The organism is Saccharothrix ecbatanensis (assembly GCF_014205015.1).
In the GTDB taxonomy this organism is placed as follows: Bacteria; Actinomycetota; Actinomycetes; order Mycobacteriales; family Pseudonocardiaceae; genus Actinosynnema; species Actinosynnema ecbatanense.
Genome location: NZ_JACHMO010000001.1, coordinates 3906942 through 3923340 on the forward strand (window position 1 = coordinate 3906942; position 16399 = coordinate 3923340).

14 protein-coding genes are annotated in these 16399 nt (G+C 69.7%); 7 read left to right on the plus strand and 7 right to left on the minus strand.

Annotation, left to right across the window (positions count from 1 at the left end; all coding sequences use genetic code 11):
• The first annotated feature begins 328 nt into the window (after nucleotides 1-328).
• The 4 genes from F4560_RS16300 to F4560_RS16315 all read left to right on the plus strand — a co-directional run bounded on the left by F4560_RS16300 (nucleotide 329) and on the right by F4560_RS16315 (nucleotide 8198).
• Nucleotides 329-1489: an ROK family transcriptional regulator gene (locus F4560_RS16300; RefSeq protein WP_184920948.1), complete on the plus strand. Its 1161-nt coding sequence runs from the start codon at nucleotides 329-331 to the stop codon at nucleotides 1487-1489.
• A 211-nt stretch (nucleotides 1490-1700) separates the two neighbouring features.
• Complete coding sequence (locus F4560_RS16305; RefSeq protein ID WP_184920950.1) at nucleotides 1701-3563, plus strand: glycoside hydrolase family 127 protein; 1863 nt, start codon at nucleotides 1701-1703, stop codon at nucleotides 3561-3563.
• A 93-nt stretch (nucleotides 3564-3656) separates the two neighbouring features.
• On the plus strand, nucleotides 3657-5513 hold the full coding sequence (locus F4560_RS16310) for a beta-galactosidase (RefSeq protein ID WP_184920952.1): 1857 nt from the start codon (nucleotides 3657-3659) through the stop codon (nucleotides 5511-5513).
• Nucleotides 5514-5633: 120 nt separating this feature from the next.
• Nucleotides 5634-8198, plus strand: a complete 2565-nt coding sequence (locus tag F4560_RS16315) for a carbohydrate-binding protein (RefSeq protein ID WP_184920953.1) — start codon at nucleotides 5634-5636, stop codon at nucleotides 8196-8198.
• 58 nt (nucleotides 8199-8256) lie between these two features.
• Here F4560_RS16315 and F4560_RS16320 read toward each other — a convergent pair whose 3' ends face one another.
• The 4 genes from F4560_RS16320 to F4560_RS16335 are packed head-to-tail and all read right to left on the minus strand — an operon-like array spanning nucleotide 8257 to nucleotide 9589.
• The gene (locus tag F4560_RS16320; protein WP_184920954.1) at nucleotides 8257-8661 is read right to left on the minus strand and encodes a hypothetical protein; all 405 of its coding nucleotides are present in this window, start codon (nucleotides 8659-8661) and stop codon (nucleotides 8257-8259) included.
• Nucleotides 8658-8993 carry an IS3 family transposase gene (locus tag F4560_RS16325; protein WP_184920955.1) on the minus strand — a complete coding sequence of 112 codons (336 nt, stop codon included), beginning with the start codon at nucleotides 8991-8993 and terminating at the stop codon, nucleotides 8658-8660. The genes F4560_RS16320 and F4560_RS16325 overlap by 4 nt, the downstream gene beginning before the upstream one ends.
• Nucleotides 8990-9280, minus strand: coding sequence for a transposase (locus tag F4560_RS16330; RefSeq protein ID WP_184920956.1), 291 nt, complete (start codon nucleotides 9278-9280; stop codon nucleotides 8990-8992). The genes F4560_RS16325 and F4560_RS16330 overlap by 4 nt, the downstream gene beginning before the upstream one ends.
• A gap of 33 nt (nucleotides 9281-9313) precedes the next feature.
• Nucleotides 9314-9589 carry a helix-turn-helix transcriptional regulator gene (locus tag F4560_RS16335; protein WP_184920957.1) on the minus strand — a complete coding sequence of 92 codons (276 nt, stop codon included), beginning with the start codon at nucleotides 9587-9589 and terminating at the stop codon, nucleotides 9314-9316.
• Between the two features lie 284 nt (nucleotides 9590-9873).
• Between F4560_RS16335 and F4560_RS16340 the strand changes: the two genes are divergently transcribed.
• Nucleotides 9874-11307 carry a recombinase family protein gene (locus tag F4560_RS16340; protein WP_221483522.1) on the plus strand — a complete coding sequence of 478 codons (1434 nt, stop codon included), beginning with the start codon at nucleotides 9874-9876 and terminating at the stop codon, nucleotides 11305-11307.
• Nucleotides 11308-11419: 112 nt separating this feature from the next.
• Here the strand turns inward: F4560_RS16340 and F4560_RS16345 are convergent, their stop codons facing one another.
• Nucleotides 11420-12256 carry a hypothetical protein gene (locus F4560_RS16345; RefSeq protein ID WP_184920958.1) on the minus strand — a complete coding sequence of 279 codons (837 nt, stop codon included), beginning with the start codon at nucleotides 12254-12256 and terminating at the stop codon, nucleotides 11420-11422.
• 384 nt (nucleotides 12257-12640) lie between these two features.
• Here F4560_RS16345 and F4560_RS16350 point away from each other — a divergent pair, with 384 nt between their 5' ends.
• Nucleotides 12641-14038 carry a recombinase family protein gene (locus tag F4560_RS16350; protein ID WP_246477823.1) on the plus strand — a complete coding sequence of 466 codons (1398 nt, stop codon included), beginning with the start codon at nucleotides 12641-12643 and terminating at the stop codon, nucleotides 14036-14038.
• A 336-nt stretch (nucleotides 14039-14374) separates the two neighbouring features.
• Here F4560_RS16350 and F4560_RS44655 read toward each other — a convergent pair whose 3' ends face one another.
• Both F4560_RS44655 and F4560_RS16360 read right to left on the minus strand, forming a co-directional pair.
• Nucleotides 14375-15349, minus strand: a complete 975-nt coding sequence (locus tag F4560_RS44655) for a pentapeptide repeat-containing protein (RefSeq protein WP_184920961.1) — start codon at nucleotides 15347-15349, stop codon at nucleotides 14375-14377.
• Between the two features lie 217 nt (nucleotides 15350-15566).
• Nucleotides 15567-15749 carry a hypothetical protein gene (locus F4560_RS16360; RefSeq protein WP_184920963.1) on the minus strand — a complete coding sequence of 61 codons (183 nt, stop codon included), beginning with the start codon at nucleotides 15747-15749 and terminating at the stop codon, nucleotides 15567-15569.
• Here F4560_RS16360 and F4560_RS16365 point away from each other — a divergent pair.
• Nucleotides 15726-16202 carry a hypothetical protein gene (locus tag F4560_RS16365; protein WP_184920965.1) on the plus strand — a complete coding sequence of 159 codons (477 nt, stop codon included), beginning with the start codon at nucleotides 15726-15728 and terminating at the stop codon, nucleotides 16200-16202. The genes F4560_RS16360 and F4560_RS16365 overlap by 24 nt on opposite strands.
• The last annotated feature ends 197 nt before the right edge of the window (nucleotides 16203-16399 follow it).

A 16399-nucleotide genomic window follows, 5' to 3' on the forward strand; every position in this document is an offset into this window, starting at 1 on the left:
TGAGCGTCGCCGTGATCGTCCGGCCGTCCTTGGTGATCCTGCGGGTTGTCCGAGAGCCCGGGGTTGGCGTGCCCGACATGGTCCGTCCTTTCACGTCCGCCGCCACGACGTGGGCCGCCCCGTGACCGTGGTCGTCGGCGAGACCAAGCGCGGTGTTGGCGGTGACCCAAACCCTTGTGTGGTGCAGGTTACGTACTCGCGCCCAGTTTGCCAACATGCGTGACTAACTAACATGGTCAAAACTGGCAAGCTCGCGGGTAACCTGGCGGTTCAACGAACCCACCGTGTCCGACCGGGATCAAGCTGTTACATATGGAGGAAGCACGGCATGGCGAGTCCCCCGGCGGCGCCGGCCACGAACCCGACCTCGTGGCCCACCTTGAACAGCGCGGAGCGGGGCGCCCTGCGCGAGCTGCTGATCCACGGTCCGATGCCCCGGGCCGAGATCGCCCGGCGGCTCGGCATATCGCGCACGAGCCTGACCCGCGTGACCCGCGAACTCATGGAGCACGGACTGGTGTCCGAAGGGGCCGCGGAGCTCAACGGGACGGCCGGCCGGCCCGGGGAACTGCTCCACGTCCGCCCACAGGGCCGGAGCTTCCTCGGCGTCAACCTCACCGCGGACCGCCTCTTCGCCGCGGTCACCGACCTGGAGGCCCGCGTGCTCGTCTCCCACGACGAGGCCTTGGACTCGGGGGGCGTCGAGGACACCATCGCCCAGATCGGCCGCGTCCGCGAACGCCTCGTGAAGGGCCGCCCCGATATCGCGGCGGCGGGAATCGCCCTCGCCGGCGACGTGGTGACCTCGACCGGTCGCCAGATCGTCACCGAGTCGCCGTTCCTCGGCTGGCGCCAGGTCGCCCTGGCCGACCTCGCCGAACAGCGGCTCGGCGTGCCGGTCGCGACCGAGAACGACGTGCGCTGCCTGACCGCGGCCGAGCACTGGTTCGGCGTGGGCGCCGGGTTCGACTTGATGGCGCTGATCACCGTCGGCTTCGGCATCGGCTTCGGCCTGGTGGTGGACGGCAAGATCGTCACCGGGGGCCACGGCAAGGCCGGGCGCCTCGACCACCTGCCGATCGACCGCAACGGCCCGCTCTGCGAGTACGGCCACCGCGGCTGCGTCACCGCGTTCCTGCCCAACGCCGCCATCGTCGGAGCGATGCGCACCCCTGGCCTCGACTACGAGGCCGTCGTCGCCCTGGCGCGAAGCGGCGACCCGGCGGCGGTGCGCGCCTTCCGCGACGCCGCCTACGCGCTCGGCGTCCTCGTGGCGACCCTCGCCAACACGTTCGACCCCGAAAAGATCGTGATCACGGGCGAGGGCATCCCCGTGGCCGAGCTGGCCCGGTCCGAAATGGACTCCGCGATCGCCGCGACCCTGCATCCCACCGCCGCGCCCGTGGTCGTCGACATCCAGCCGTTCGAGTTCACCGAGTGGGCGCGCGCCGCGGCCGTCCTCGCCATCCGGGACCGCCTCCAGTTCTGACCGGCCGAGGCGCGCGACCGCCCCCGGTGAAGCGGCACGCCAACCCGTTGGATTTGTACCGCATGTTGACAAATCTGGTCGGCATACGCATCCTTGGCGCTGCCCGGTGGGAGGTGTGGGAGGACCCGCGTGACCGCGGATCCGCGAAGACGGGTGCGCACCCCGATGGCCCCGTCCTCCCCGCCCGCGCACGCATCGCAGACGAGGAGACATGACCGCCACTCCCACCCCGGCCGCGCCGACGGCCGCGAACGCGCGCCGGCCGCGAGACCTGCGCGCCACCCTGCTCTCCGGCGGTTTCCTGGGGCGGTGGCAGGACGTCAACACCGTTGCGACCATCCCCCACTGCATCGCCCGGCTCGAGGACTCGGGCGTGATGGACAACTTCCGACGCCTCGCCGGGAGGGGTTCGGCCCCGTACCGCGGGCCGATGTTCGCCGACTCCGACCTGTACAAGACGCTCGAGGCGCTGGGCTGGGAGGCGGTGCGCGGCGTCCGCGACCACGAGGCGTTCGTCGACGAGGCGGTCGCGCTCATCCGGGCCGTCCAGGAACCCGACGGTTACGTCAACACCTACTACCGGGGTCCCTGCGCGGGGGAGCGGTTCAGCGACCTGGCGCAGGGGCACGAGCTCTACACCCTGGGTCACCTCGTGCAGGCCGCGATCGCGTGGTCCCACGCGGGCCGCACCGACCTGCTCGACATCGCACTGCACAACGTCGAACTGGTGCACCGGGTCTTCGGTCCCGGTGGCCGCGACGACATCTGCGGGCACCCCGAGATCGAGACCGCGCTCGTGGAGCTCGCGCGGGTCACCGGCGACGCCCGCCACCGCCGGCTCGCCGCCCGGATGGTCGAACTGCGCGGCCACCGGACGATCGACGAGGACGGGTGGGGCGGCGCCTACTACGTGGACCACGCCCCGGTCAAGGCCGCGCGGGAAGTGACCGGCCACGCCGTTCGCCAGCTCTACCTGCTCGCCGGCGTAGCCGACCTCCAGCTCGACGACCCCGAAGCCGGGTACGGCGAGGCGCTGCTGCGCCTGTGGGACAACACGCACCACGAGAAGCTCTACCTCACCGGTGGGCTCGGCTCGCGCCACCGCAGCGAGGCGTTCGGCGACCCCTACGAACTCCCGGCCGACCGCGCCTACTCCGAGACGTGCGCCGCGATCGCGAACCTGCACTGGAACTGGCGGATGCTGCTGCTCCACGGCGACGCGCGCTACGCCGACGAGATCGAGCGGGGCATGTACAACGCCATCGCGGTCTCGACCGCACTCGACAGCCGCTCGTTCTTCTACTCCAACCCCCTGCAACTGCGCACCGGCCACACCCACGAGGAGGACGCGCCCTCGACCCGCCTCGACTGGTACAAGTGCGCCTGCTGCCCACCGAACCTCGCGCGGCTGCTCGCCTCGATCACCGCCTACGTCACCACGGAGACCGACGACGCCGTCCAGGTCCACCTGTACGCCGCCGGCTCCATCGAGATCGGCGACGGCGTGAAGGCACACGTCTCGACCGGCTACCCGTGGGACGGCGACATCACCATCGAACTCGACGCCCCCGCTCCCCGCGCGATCGAGCTGCGGATCCCCGGCTGGGCGGACGGTGCCGAGCTGACCGTCGACGGCGCACCCGTCCCGGCGCGAGCCGGGAGCTACGCGACGGTGGTGGCGGGCTCGCGCCTGGCCCGGCTGCGGCTGCCGAACACCCCGACGTTCATGGCCGCACACCCGCGCGTGGACGCGGCGCGGGGGACCCTCACCGTCCGCCGCGGCCCGGTCGTCTACTGCCTGGAAGCCGCCGACCTGCCCGAGGGGACGGTCCTGGAAGACGTACGCCTGGCCGACGACACCCGGGTGCGCGACGGCGACTGGGACGATGAGCTCCTCGCCCGCCGCGTCACGCTCACCGGCCTCCGGCTCGAACAGCCCGGCCGGCAGCTGTACGCGCCCCCCGACGAACCGAGGACCCGCACGCACGGACTCGGCGACGTCGACCTCATCCCGTACTGCCGGTGGGCCAACCGCTCCCCCGGCGCCATGCGCGTCAGGCTGCCGCAGCGCTAGAGGACCTCGCAACACCCGGCCGCCCGGTTCCGCCCAGCCACCGGTGATCACCGATCGCCGGTTCCCCACAGCGATGACGAAACAGGTGATCCCATGCAGGATCGCGCGCCGGAGTCCGGCGACGGCACCTCCGAAGCCCACGTCGGTGCCGGCCACCCGCTCCCCCGCCCGGAGGACCTCCCCCTGGGGTCCGCCGAACGCGGGCGAAGCACGAGCGGGCTGTTCTTCGGCGGGGACTACAACCCCGATCAGTGGCCCGAGGAGGTCTGGGCGGAGGACTTCGCGCTCATGCGCACCGCGTCGGTCAACCTCGCCACCGTCGGGGTGTTCTCCTGGTCGCGGCTGCAACCCTCACCCGACCGCTTCGACTTCGACTGGCTCGACCGCGTCCTCGACGGCCTGCACAGCGCCGGCGTGGGCGTCTGCCTGGCGACGCCCACCGCGTCACCTCCCCTGTGGTTCACCCGGACGCACCCGGATGCCCTCCCGGTCACCCGGCAGGGTGTGCGTCTGGTCCACGGCTCTCGCGACACGTACTGCATCAACGCCCCCGCCTACCGGCAGGCGAGCCTGCGGATCGCCACCGAGCTGGCCAACCGCTACTCCGACCACCCGGCACTGCGCCTGTGGCACGTCCACAACGAGTACGGCACGTGGTGCTTCTGCGAGCACTGCGAGCACGCCTTCCAGGACTGGCTGCGCGACCGCCACGGCACCCTGGACTCCCTCAACGACGCGTGGAGCACCGACTTCTGGTCCCAGCGGTACGGCCGGTGGGACGAGGTCCTGCCGCCACGCGCCACCCAGTACCTGCCCAACCCCGCGCAGGAACTCGACTACCGGCGCTTCCTGTCCGACTCGATGATCCGCCACTACCGCGACCAGCAGGCCGTTCTCGCCGGTCGTTGGCCGGTCACCACGAACTTCGTCGTCGACGACTGGGTGCCCGTCGACCACGCCGCCTTCGCCCGCGAAGTCGACCTCGTCGCCATCGACCACTACCCGACGACGATCGGTGAAGCGCCGGCCGAGCGCGCCTTCGCCGCCGACCGGGCGCGTGGCTGGGCTCGTGCCGCCGGCCATCCCGACGGCCGCTGGCTGCTCATGGAGCACGCAGCCGGCGCGATCCACACCGACGGCGTCCTCCGGTCGCTGCCACCCGGATCGATCACCGAGGCGGCCGAGACCCACCTGGCCCGCGGTGCCGTCGGCATCATGTACTTCCAGTGGCGGGCCTCCCGCGGCGGCGCCGAGCAGTGGCACCCGGCGATGATCCCGCACGAGGGATCCGACGGGCCCGTCTTCGACGAGATCACCAGGCTCGGCGCGGCGCTGGCCACCCGCGCGCCCGAGGTCGTCGACGCCGACGTCGCGCTCGTCTACGACGAGCAGACGATGTGGGCCTGGCAAGGCAAGCACCTGCCGACGCGGCACGTCGACTACGACCGCCTCGCCCTGCGCTGGCACGCCGCGCTCACCGAGGCCCACGGCAACGTCGACGTCACCCCACCCGGCGCCGACCTCGGTCGCTACCGGCTGGTCGTCGTGCCCGCCCTCTACCTGATGTCCGCGACCACGCACAACTGGCTGCGTTCCCACACCGGCGACCTCGTCCTGACCGCCACCTGCGGCTTGGTCGACGAACACGCGCGGGTGACCCCCTCCTCGCTGCAGGACATCATCGGAGCCCGTGTCACCGCCCGGATCTGGCTGCCGCCCACCGAACCGGTCGTGCTCGCAGACGGCCGCACCGCCGGCCTGTGCTTCGAGACGCTCCAACCGACGACGGCCCGGGTCCTGCACACCACGGCGGACGGCTCACCGGCGGTGATCCGAAACGGCCGCGTGACCTACATCGCGGCACTCGACCTCGTGGACCCAGCCCTGACGACACCCGACGCCCGGCCCGTCAGCGCATCACTCGGATCCGACGGCACTCGGTCGCGGTAGTCCACCCGCATCGGCGACCGCACAAGAACTGCCGCCGGCACTTCGGTCGACGCAATCGCTTGTTCACTGTCCATCCTCTCGAACCGGTTCACTGCGGTTCACCTGACATCCGGAGCACCAATGGCCTCGACACAGACTGCCCCCGACACCCTGACCGTCGACCTCGACGTCGCGACCGGACCGATCCACGGTGGCGCCGCCGGTTCCCTCTACGGCGTCTACGGCCCCGGTGTGCCCAGCGACGCCGTGCTCGCCGGCTTCTACCCCAAGACCCTGTCGACCAAGGCCCAGGACGGCGTCCAACACCCCGGCGCCGACGCCCTGGAGGTGGTCGAGCCCTTCGTGGCCAACGGCGGTCGCGACGTCTACATCTACATGGCCGACATCTACCGGGGCTTCCCGTACCGGCGGGAGCCCGGTCAGGCCGGTCGGGACGACTACCGGGCCAAGGTGGAGGCCCAGGTGCGGCAGGTGGTCGCGTCGCCGTACCGCGACCACATCGTCTACGTGCCGTTCAACGAGCCGGAGGGCAACTACTACGGCGAAGGGGAGCACAGCTACGACGGGGTGAGCTGGCTGAACGACCCGCGGGCCTTCTTCGAGGAGTGGGACCTGCTCCACGACCTGATCAAGCGGCTCGACCCGCGCGCCCGCATCGCCGGCCCCAACACCAGCATCCTCTACGACCAGGTCCGGTACTTCCTGGAGCACTGCAAGGCGAACGACCGCCTGCCGGAGGTCATCACCTGGCACGAGCTCTCGTCGCCGGACAGGGTGCGCACCAGCGTCGCCAAGTACCGCTCATGGGAACGGGAACTCGGCATCGGCCCCCTGCCGATCAACATCAACGAGTACGCCTTCCGCTACCACCTCTCCGTACCCGGCCAGATGATCCAGTGGATCGCCGCACTGGAGGAGTCCAAGGTGGACGGCGACCTGGCGTACTGGAACATCGACGGCAACCTCAACGACAGCGTGGCCGAGGCCAACAAGGCCAACGGCCAATGGTGGCTGTTCAACGCCTACGGCCGGATGAGCGGCGACACGGTCCAGGTGACACCTCCTCACCCCGGAGAGCAGTACACCCTCCAGGGCGTGGCCACGCTCGACCACGGCAAGAGGCAGGCCCGCCTCCTCTTCGGCGGCGCCGACGGCGCGGCGGACGTGCGGTTCGCCAACGTCGACCGACTCCTGTTCGGCGACCGGGTCCACGTCACCGTGGAAGAGATCGCCTGGACAGGACAGCTCGGCGACTCCCCCGCGCCGAGGCCCCTGCTCGACGCCGTGCGCGAGGTCGGCGACGACGGCTTCGTGCTGCCGTTCACCGACCTGGACGCGATGTCGGCCTACCAGGTGATCATCAGCCCGGCCGGCCACGGCCCCACCGCCGGCGCGAGCACACGGTGGCGGCGGACCTACGAGGCCGAGGACGCCGCGCACACCGGCACCGGCTGGAGCCTCAGCGACCCCGAGGGCAGCGCCGACGACGTCAGCAAGTTCGCCACCTCGAACCTCCATCACGTCAGGGGGCTGCGCACCGGTTCCGACGTCGTGCTCTCGTTCGCCGTGGACGTGCCGGAGACCGGCGACTACGACATCGGAGTGTTCTCCAGCAGCCATTTCAAGGACGCGAACGTCGTGCCACACGGCCCGACGAACGTGTTCCTGCGCGTGGACGGCGAACAACCCCGAGAACTGCGCTTGCCGATGTCGTACGAGTGGGCGGTATGGGAGCGCACCGACACCCGCGTGCGATTGGACGCCGGGGCGCACACCATCACTCTGGCCGCGTCCGACCCGCTGCTCGGCTCGACCCGCGGTGACGCGGCCATCGACAAGATCGACCTCGCGCTGGTCGACCTGGGCTCGGACGGCTGGGCGTCCTACGAGGCCGAATACGCCGACCTGCGCTCCGCCGAGCCCCAGTACGGCATCGAGGGGGCATCGGGCCCCGGGATCGCCGCGGTACCGCGCGGCGGGTCGGTCACGTTCTGGGTGCACGCCGCCAACGACGGGTACGCGACGGTGTGCTTCGACCACCTCGGCGGCGGCCAAGCGGACGTGGCGCTCAACGGCCACACCGTCGAGGGCGTCATCGTCGGCACCCACCCCGGCACCGACATCGCGCGCCTGTTCCTCTCCGCCGGCGTCAACCGGCTGACCGCGGTCGGCGACGACGGCACCCTGCTCCTCGACCGGGTCCGCGTCGGCCCGGCCGACGCGACGGGGGTGGTGAAGGTGGAGGCCAAGTCCGGGCAGGCAACCGGGGCAGCGACGTTCAGCGACGACTTCCCGTACGCCTCAGGGCTGGTCGCGACGAACATCGGTGACGGGCCGGAGAACGCACTGGTCCTCGACGTGCCGGCCGAGCGGACCGGCGGGCACGTCCTCGTGATCCGCTACGCCAACGCCGAGGAGTCCGTCCCGACGCACTACAACCCGGACCTGGTGACGCAGTACGCGGACATCTCCGTCAACGGGCAGGTGCACCGAGTCGCGTTCCCGAACACTCTCCACCCCAACCAGTTCCGCGACCTGGCGGTGCCGGTGGACTTGGTGGCCGGGACGAACCGGCTCACGATCACGGCGCCGAAACCCGAGGGCGCCGCGGCCGACCAGTTCGGACAGCGCTCGAAGTACGCACCCGCCATCGACTACCTGATCGTCGCGCCGCTCGTCGGCTGACGCGCTCGAGCCTACAGCGCGGCTTTCCCCGTGAAGAGTGCGAGCAGCTGATGACTTGTCACGCCCCCAACGGGGCGTGACAAGTCATCAAGCGATCCGTGCGGCGCTGCTGCCCTGAGGAACGCGACGCCTTCGACGCCAGCTCCCGCCACGCCCTCGGCCAGGCCGTGGAGCACATCGGCACACCGGCGTCGCGCAACCGCGCCTCCACCGCTGCGATCATCGCCGAGGAGATCGTGCGGTGTCCGTACTCGGTGAACTCCACACAGAAGTGCATGACGTCGACCCTCAGGCTGCGGTCCACCCAGACCTGCACCGCGCGGCCCGGGCAATCGGTGTGCCCGGCGGGGTCGAGCGGCGTGGTGTCCTCGTCGTCGCACAGCTCCTCCAGCGCCGCAACGTCGTCGGGTAGGTCGTGCCGGGTCTCGATGATCATGTAGCCCAACTCGGTGAACCGGGTCACCTCATCGACCAACGTGGCGCGTTGCTCGCGCGGGTGAGGCCGACGACCCCGCGCTCGCGCATGACCCGGCCGACCCGTTTGTGATTCACCCGACGGCCACGACGGCGCAGCGTGGCGACGATCCGCGGACGCCCGTAGGCACCCCGGTGGCAGGCGTGGACCTCGCCGATCTCGGCGGCCAGGCGCTCGTCGTCCGCAGCCCGCTCCGCCCGGGTTGGGGTGGCGGCGAGCCATTCGTAGAAGCCCGGACGCCGCACGCCCAGGACCCTGCACAGCCGGGTGACGCCGAAGACGGCGCGATGCTCGGAGATGAACCGGTAGCTGCGGGTCAACGACCCATCTCCTTGGCAAAATACGCGGCGGCTTTCCGGAGGATGTCCTTCTCCAACTCCAGTTCCGCCACCCGCTTGCGCAGCGCCCGCAGCTCCTCCTGGTCCACCACCGCCGCCGCGTCGACCGGTCCGACCTGCGCCTGTTCGGCGGTGCGTACCCAGTTGCGCAGGGTCTCGTGGTTCACGCCCAACTCGCGGGCGACCTGCCGCAACGGCCGGTCCGACGAGCGGGCCAGCTCGACGGCGTCCCTGCGGAACTGCTCGGGGTACTTCGACTTGCCTGACACGGGGAACATCCTTCCCCAGACCGCTGTCTGGGATCAGGGTGTCCGGTTCAAGGGGACAACCTCAATCATCGTGCCGATGCAGTTCGGACCAGACCGGTGGAACAGTGCGAGCGGCTGTACGCCGAGCGCGTCGGCGAGGACGAAGACGCGGTCGAGGCTGGGTGACTGTCTGCCGTTCTCGATGCGGTTGACGGTCTTGCGGTCGAAACCGCAGGCTTCGGCCAGCGGTCCCTGTGTCCAGTCGCAGCGCCGCGATGCGGTGCGGTGCGGTGCGGTGCCGAATCGTGTCCGGTTCTCAGTGAGGGGCACATGGTCCGACGTGGGCGTGGGGCCAGTCCGGGGCTTCGGCCATGATCTTGCCGACGGGACCGGCTCGTTGCCGTGTCGCCCGGCCGCACCAGGCGAACCGGGCCATCGGTGGAAATAGGCAAGGTCTGATGCCTACTTCGGCGGCACCTGCTGCCCAGCGACTTGAAGCAGCCAAGCAGAGGACTATTTGGTTGTATGCCTTGCTCTGTTCGAGTGGTACGCGGGTGGTTCCGCGTCAGTCCGGTGGTGCGGAGCGGTCACGCAGGGCGTTCCACTCCTCCACGATGAAGGCCCTCGCGATGATCACGTCCAGAACCGACCAGGATCTGCTCGACGGCTGGTTACAAGCCAAACAGCGGCGAGGTGAGCGGAGGCGTTCGCAGGATCCGTACCTGCACCTTGGGTTGCGGTTCGCGTTCTACGGGCGGATGTCGACCTCGGAGCACCAGGATCGGCACACCTCTCGGCTGTGGCAGCGGGAGATGAGCGAGCTGCTGGTCGAAGGCCACGGGGTGGTCGTGGCGGAGTTCTTCGACGAGGGGGTCTCGCGTCGCCGTAAGTGGTCCAACCGGCCGGAGGGTGACCGGTTGCTGGAGGCGTTGGCCGATCCGGACCGCGGGTTCGACGCGATCGTGGTGGGAGAGTACGAACGGGCGTTCTACGGCCGCCAGTTCGACGAGATGGTGCCGCTGATCCGGGCCGCCGGTGTGCAGGTGTGGCTGCCGGAGGTCGCCGGCCCAGTGGATCTGGATGACGGCGAGCACCGCCGGTTGATGCGATTCCTGGGGGCGCAGTCCCAGCGTGAGGTGATCCGAGCCCGCAACCGGTCGCTGCGGTCGATGAAGGCCCAGACCGAACTCGGCCGCTATCTGGGAGGCCGCCCGCCCTACGGGTACATGCTGGTCGACGCGGGGCCGCACCCGAACCGTGCGGATGCGCGGTGGGGGCGGCGGGCGTGGAAGTTGGCGCCGGACCCGCGGACCGCCCCGCACGTGAAGTGGATCTTCGCCCGCCGCCTGGAGGGGATGTCGGTGGCGGGGATCGCCCGCGGGCTCAACGAGCGGGGTGTGCCGTGTCCGTCGGCGGCCGATCCGGGGCGCAACCGGCACCGGTCGGGGCAGGGGTGGGGTGCGCCGACGGTGAAGACGATCCTGGAGAATCCGCGCTATACCGGTCGGCAGGTGTGGAACCGGATGGCAGGCGACCGTGACGAGGTCGACCCGCGCACCGGACGGCCGGGCCAGTACCCGAACCTGCCGCAGGACTGGGCGATCTCTCTCGATGTCGCGCACGCGCCCCTGGTGGGTATGCGGGAGTTCACCGAGGCGCAGAAGGTGCGTGCCCGGCGCCCGGCGGGTGATGGTGGTCGCCGGGAGTACCTGTTGGGTGGGTTGGCGGTGTGCGGGCTGTGTGATCGTCGGATGGACGCGCACTGGGTGAACGGCCGTCCCGGTTACCGCTGTCGCCACGGCTACAACAGTTCTCGTCCGCGTCCGGCGGGCGCGCCGAGTCCGCTGTACTGGCGGGAGAATCGCCTGCTGGAGCACATCGCCCTCGTGGTGATGCCCGACCGACCGGTGTGCGCTGAGACCGGTGGTGCGGTTGTCGCGTCGTGGAGCGAAGGCACTCGGGTGATCTGCGCACGGGACGGCGTCGAGATCCGCCATGAGTACGGTCCCCGGGCGCCTGTCGGACGGCGGCGGAAGACCACGGCCTGATCCGGTCGTGCTGGTTGTCCGCATCCTGGATCAGCATCCGCGTCAGCGGGTGGCGGGGGTCTGCGGTGACGGGCCGGTCGGCGGTCCGTCGATCGGGGCTGTTGGTCGGAGGTCAGTAGCCGCCTGGTGCGGTCGGGGTGGGCGGTGGCGGTATGAGGTCGCGCAGGTAGCCGATGCCGGCGGTGACGAGGTAGTCCGCCGATGCGGTGTCCAGTTTCCAGGGGTGTCGCAGCAGCAGTTTTCGCAGCTGGCTGTTGTCCTTGATCCGGGCGGGTCGTGTGGGTAGTCGGGAGAATCGCTCGCCGTCGGATCCCCAGTGCGGGTCGGTCGGGTCGTCGAGGGCGGTGAGGAAGCGGTCGACCAGTCTTGGCCAGGTGGGTGTGCCCCACCAGTGGCGGCAGGCGAGTCCGCCGTGCGCGGCGGCGCGCCGGAAGGCGTAGTGGGCGCTGTGTTCCTCGGCCTGGATGGCGACGGTGCCGAGTGTTCCGGCGACGTGGTCGGTGAGCTCGTCGAGTCCGTCGCGGGCGATGTCGGCCAGCGTGGCCCCGATGGGCAGCCTGCGGTCCGGGTCGATGAGCCAGCGGCAGAGCCTGCCCATGAGCCAGTCGACGGCCTCGATGTCGAGGCGGTCCAACTCGGAGGTGGGCGAGTGGGCGTCGATGCCGCAGTCGGTGCGCCAGCGACGGATCATGTCCCGGACCCTGTGGGTGGTGTGGGAGTTGATCCGCAGCATGTCCCCGTCGCCCAGCGGGCCGTCTCCGGCGTGCCAGTCTTCCACGGGGCTGTTACGCCACGCGCTGTTGACCAGGCCGACGGCGGCCAGGTCCAGCACGGCGCCGACGTGGTCGGGGTCGATGCCGACCTGGTGGCGCAGCATCGCCTCCACCAGGTTCTCCTCCTGCTCGGTGGTGGGTTCGCCTTGCCTTGCGGCACCCTCGTCCGTGCTCATGCAGACGCCCTTCACCGATTCGGCAGCCAGTGGCGGTCGCAGCCGACGGCGACTCTAACCACGGCGACCATCCGCCGGTAGACGCGCGCCTGCGTGTCCGTGGACGTCCACCGATCCCCCTCCGGCACGCACGACCGACGAACGCACAGCTCACGCCTGTACCACTCGACGTCCTCTGCGTGGGACCGCGTCCATACCTACGCGCTGCGGCTGGAGGGCGCCTACACGAAAGGGTGAACTGGTGCTTCGTCAGGCTGGCACGCCGCCGCACCGGACCACGCTGCGGACCGGACCGCGACCACCGTGAAATGATCATGATTTTCCGGTGGCACGGCACAACAAAGGGCGGCGATGATGACGGGTCGGGACATCATGATGGCCTGGATGGGACGGCAGGAGGACACGCCGCGGGGAAGCCACCGCCGGTGCCCCGAGCCCGCGGACGGCCTGCGGTTCGCCTTCTACGGCCGCACCTCCACCATCGACCACCAAGACCCGGAAACCTCGAAAGCGTGGCAGATGGAAGTCGCCTCCGAGACGATCGCCGGACACGGCCACATCGTGAAGGTGTTCTTCGACGCCGGGCAGTCCCGCCGCGGCGCGTGGCGCGACCGTCCCGCAGCCGCCGAGCTGCTGGCCGCGCTACGCGACCCGAACCGGGGATTCGACGCGATCATCGTGGGGGAATACGAGCGCGCGTTCGCCGGCGACCAACTGCCGCGACTGTTGGCCCTGTTCCGCCGCCATGGGGTGCAGGTGTGGCTGCCCGAGTCCGGGGAGGCGATCGACATGGACAACCCCGAGCACCGGGCCCTGGTCAAAATGCTGGGAGGACAGTCGCTGCGCGAGGTCGTGCGTGCCCGCCACCGCGCGATGGCCTCCATGCGCGTACAGACCCTGGAAGGGCGCTTCCTCGGCGGCCGGGCGCCCTACGGCTACCGGCTCGTCGAGTCCGGTACGCACCCCCGTCTCGCGGACGCCCGCCGCGGCCGCATGACCTACCGCCTGGAGGCCGACCCGGAAACCGCGCCGGTCGTACGGTGGTTGTTCGCCGAACGCCGGGCCGGCCGCAGCGTCGACAGCCTGGTCCGCGACCTCAACGACCGCGGCGTCCCCTGCCCGGCCGCGCACGACTCCGACCGCAACACCCACCGCACCCGCCGCCGCTGGACCGCCGAGACGGTCACGGTGATCCTGCAGAACCCGCGCTACACCGGCTGGCAGATCTGGAACCGGCAGGGCGTCGACCACGACCACACCACCCCCGCCGACCGCAGGCGCCGCCGCATGGTCAAACGCAACCCGACCGACCGGTGGGTCGTCTCCCGGCAACGCGCCCACACCCCACTGGTGAGCGAACAGGACTTCGTCGCTGTACAGCGGCTGCGCACCCGACGCGCCACCACTACCGGCGAGACCCGCGAGTACCTGTTCGCCGGCCTGCTGCACTGCGGAACCTGCGACCGACGCCTGGACAGTCACTGGGTCAACGGACGCGCCGGCTACCGCTGCCGCCACGGCCACACCGGACCACGCACCGACGACCGACCGGCGACCCTCTACCTCCGCGAAGACCGCCTGATCACCAGGATCGGCCGCGCGCTGCACCTGCCCGCCGCCGCGAGCCCGCGCACGGTGGCCCAGCGCATCCGCGCCAACCAGGCGGTGGTCGTCTGCCGCGCCGACACGGTCACGATCGACGGGACACTTGCCGCTCCCACGCGGGAAAAGGAAAACCCCACGGAGCCGGTCCACTATGCTGGAACCAACCCCATGGGGTAACAATGTGTCCGAACTTGAACCCCCACGCGTGGGATACATCCCACCCAGGGGGCCGAATCCCCGCACCTCGTCACCGCGATGATCTTGTGTGTTCCCCGTCCGCCGTGGGGACGTGTCACACGAAGAACGTAGCACAGGCGATCTTCCGGTGTCCCACCGTCCACAGTGGCTGTTGTCCCCGCTGACGTACCGGTCAGAAGCCTTTGCAAACAGGATCTCCGATTTAGACACTGTGATCAGCGACCTGCCCAGTCAGTGGCTCGTGTCGGCTTGCATTTCGGTGCACTGCAGTGACGTTGTGGAGCCGTAAGCGCGTGCCGTCAAGGTCTTGCACCGTTAGACCGTGGAGCCGTCCTCGGCGTCATGGCGGGTCTTGATGGCTGAGCCTGTAGGCCATCGAGTGGTGGCGTCTGCGCGGATGCCTTGCAGAGAAGCTGGATCGAGCGTCGTTTCGCGCAAGTCGGCGCCTCGCAGGTCGGCGTCGGACAAGTTCGCACCTACCAGGTTGGCTCCCACCAGACTCGTGTGATGCAGGACGGCATTCCGTAGGTCGGCATCCTCGAGGTTGGCCTTGCGCAAATCGGCACCGGTCAGATCGGCATGCCGCAAATCTGCTCCCGCCAACCAGGCTCTGGCCAGGTTGGTGTGTCGGAACACCGTCCTGGCCAGTTGCGCCCCTCGGGGCAGCAACAGACTCCTCAGATCGACACGGGACAGGATCAACGCCGGACTCCCGGCCGCCTCGGGGCGCCGGGAGAGGACGACCATGACGGCCTGGATGTCGGGCATACGTCGCTGCAACCACGGAAGCCGCTCATCAACGACCCCGTCCGCGGGGCGTGACTTCCTGGGTTCGTCAACGCCCCAGGGCGCATGGTTGCGCACGAACACTCCCAAGACGAACTGCACGGTGTTCCGGTCCGCCGGCGAGTTGCGTGCGATCCGCTCCAACGCGTAGATGCCGCCGACACGGACGTCCAGGTTGTCGCTGCCGAGTTGGTCGATCGCCCGGGTGAACCGCTCGGTGATCTGACCTTCCCGACTCACCTGCACCTGGCGCCACGCCGCGGCAGCACCCACGAGGACCAACAGCCCTCCTACCGCCTGTAGGAGAGTTGATCGCACGCTGTTCTGCAGCTGTCCTTGCGCCTGCTGGAGCTGGATGCGCTTCTCAGCATCAACGACGCCACGCAACGCAGTCTCGCCCAGAGGCGGATGTAGCCACTGGGGAACCAAGGCTGCGACGAACACAACGACCACTAGGAACGCGATGACGACAAGGCCACCGCGCCATAAGGCTCCCCGACTCATGCAACGCATCCTCGCCGAGATGGCGGCCTACCGGTGGTCGAACCGCACAACACTCCGTACCCGTCTGCGACTGTCCCGCCAAGGATACCGACGCTGACGCACCGACCACGTTGCCATCGTGGCCGGCTCCTTGGTGCCCACCTGCGGCCGCCGCGTCGCACGAGTGCTTGAAGAACTACCGGGGACTTGGCAGAGCAGCAGGCTCGTCGGTGTGTTGTTACAGCAGTTCGCGCAGTTCCGCTGCCTGGGGGTGGTCCGGTCTGTAGACCTCCAGGACGATTTCTAGTGCCTTGATCGCCCACCCACGGGCCGCGTCCGATTCGCCGAGCACGGAGAGCGCGAACGCCTTGGTGTTCCAGTAGGCCGCGAGCAGTGGATGTTCACTGGGCAGGGCGACCACCTGCTCGGTCTAGAGCACCGAGTCGATCAGCTCGAGCGCGGTCAGCAAACCGACAGCACGATCGACTTCCTGGACGCCGAGAGCCGAGTGCACTCCAGCATCCCCGTCCCGCTGATGTGGGACGCCGAGGTCGACAAGCGCAACGGTGAGCACGTCAACCCCGCCACTGTCGGCACCGCGGTCCAGACCGCCGCCGACGGTTCCACACACCTCGTTGTCACCCCAGACCCGGTGTGGTTCAACGACCCCAAACGCGCCTACCCGATCACGGTCGACCCGACCTACGCGGTCGGCACGGCGTACTCCAGCTTCGACACCCGGCTGCAGTCGGACCACACGACCGACCAGTCCACGTCGCCGGAGCTGAAGCTTGGCACCTACAACCGCAGCGCGGTCAAGGCGCGGTCGTTCCTCAATTCTCCGTCGCCTCGTTCAAGGGCAAGCAGATCCTGAACGCGCACCTGCCGATGTTCGAGACGTGGTCCTACTCGCGCACCCCGTCGACGATGATCGTCCGCAGCACCCACCATCGCGTCGACCTCACCTGCCGAGGTATCCAACGCTCGCAGCACCCGAGCCGCCTGATCGCCGACGCCGGCCGCACACCCGCGACGGTCAGCCGAAGCAACTCTTCACAACCCGCGCGATCA

Bases quoted from the DNA above. Each gene is read 5' to 3' on its own strand.
- F4560_RS16315 (WP_184920953.1), top strand. From the start codon at position 5,634: ATGGCCTCGACACAGACTGCCCCCGACACCCTGACCGTCGACCTCGAC.
- F4560_RS16300 (WP_184920948.1), top strand. From the start codon at position 329: ATGGCGAGTCCCCCGGCGGCGCCGGCCACGAACCCGACCTCGTGGCCC.
- F4560_RS16350 (WP_246477823.1), top strand. From the start codon at position 12,641: ATGGGACGGCAGGAGGACACGCCGCGGGGAAGCCACCGCCGGTGCCCC.
- F4560_RS16345 (WP_184920958.1), bottom strand. From the start codon at position 12,256: ATGAGCACGGACGAGGGTGCCGCAAGGCAAGGCGAACCCACCACCGAG.
- F4560_RS16310 (WP_184920952.1), top strand. From the start codon at position 3,657: ATGCAGGATCGCGCGCCGGAGTCCGGCGACGGCACCTCCGAAGCCCAC.
- F4560_RS16365 (WP_184920965.1), top strand. From the start codon at position 15,726: ATGTTCACTGGGCAGGGCGACCACCTGCTCGGTCTAGAGCACCGAGTC.
- F4560_RS44655 (WP_184920961.1), bottom strand. From the start codon at position 15,349: ATGAGTCGGGGAGCCTTATGGCGCGGTGGCCTTGTCGTCATCGCGTTC.
- F4560_RS16340 (WP_221483522.1), top strand. From the start codon at position 9,874: ATGAAGGCCCTCGCGATGATCACGTCCAGAACCGACCAGGATCTGCTC.
- F4560_RS16305 (WP_184920950.1), top strand. From the start codon at position 1,701: ATGACCGCCACTCCCACCCCGGCCGCGCCGACGGCCGCGAACGCGCGC.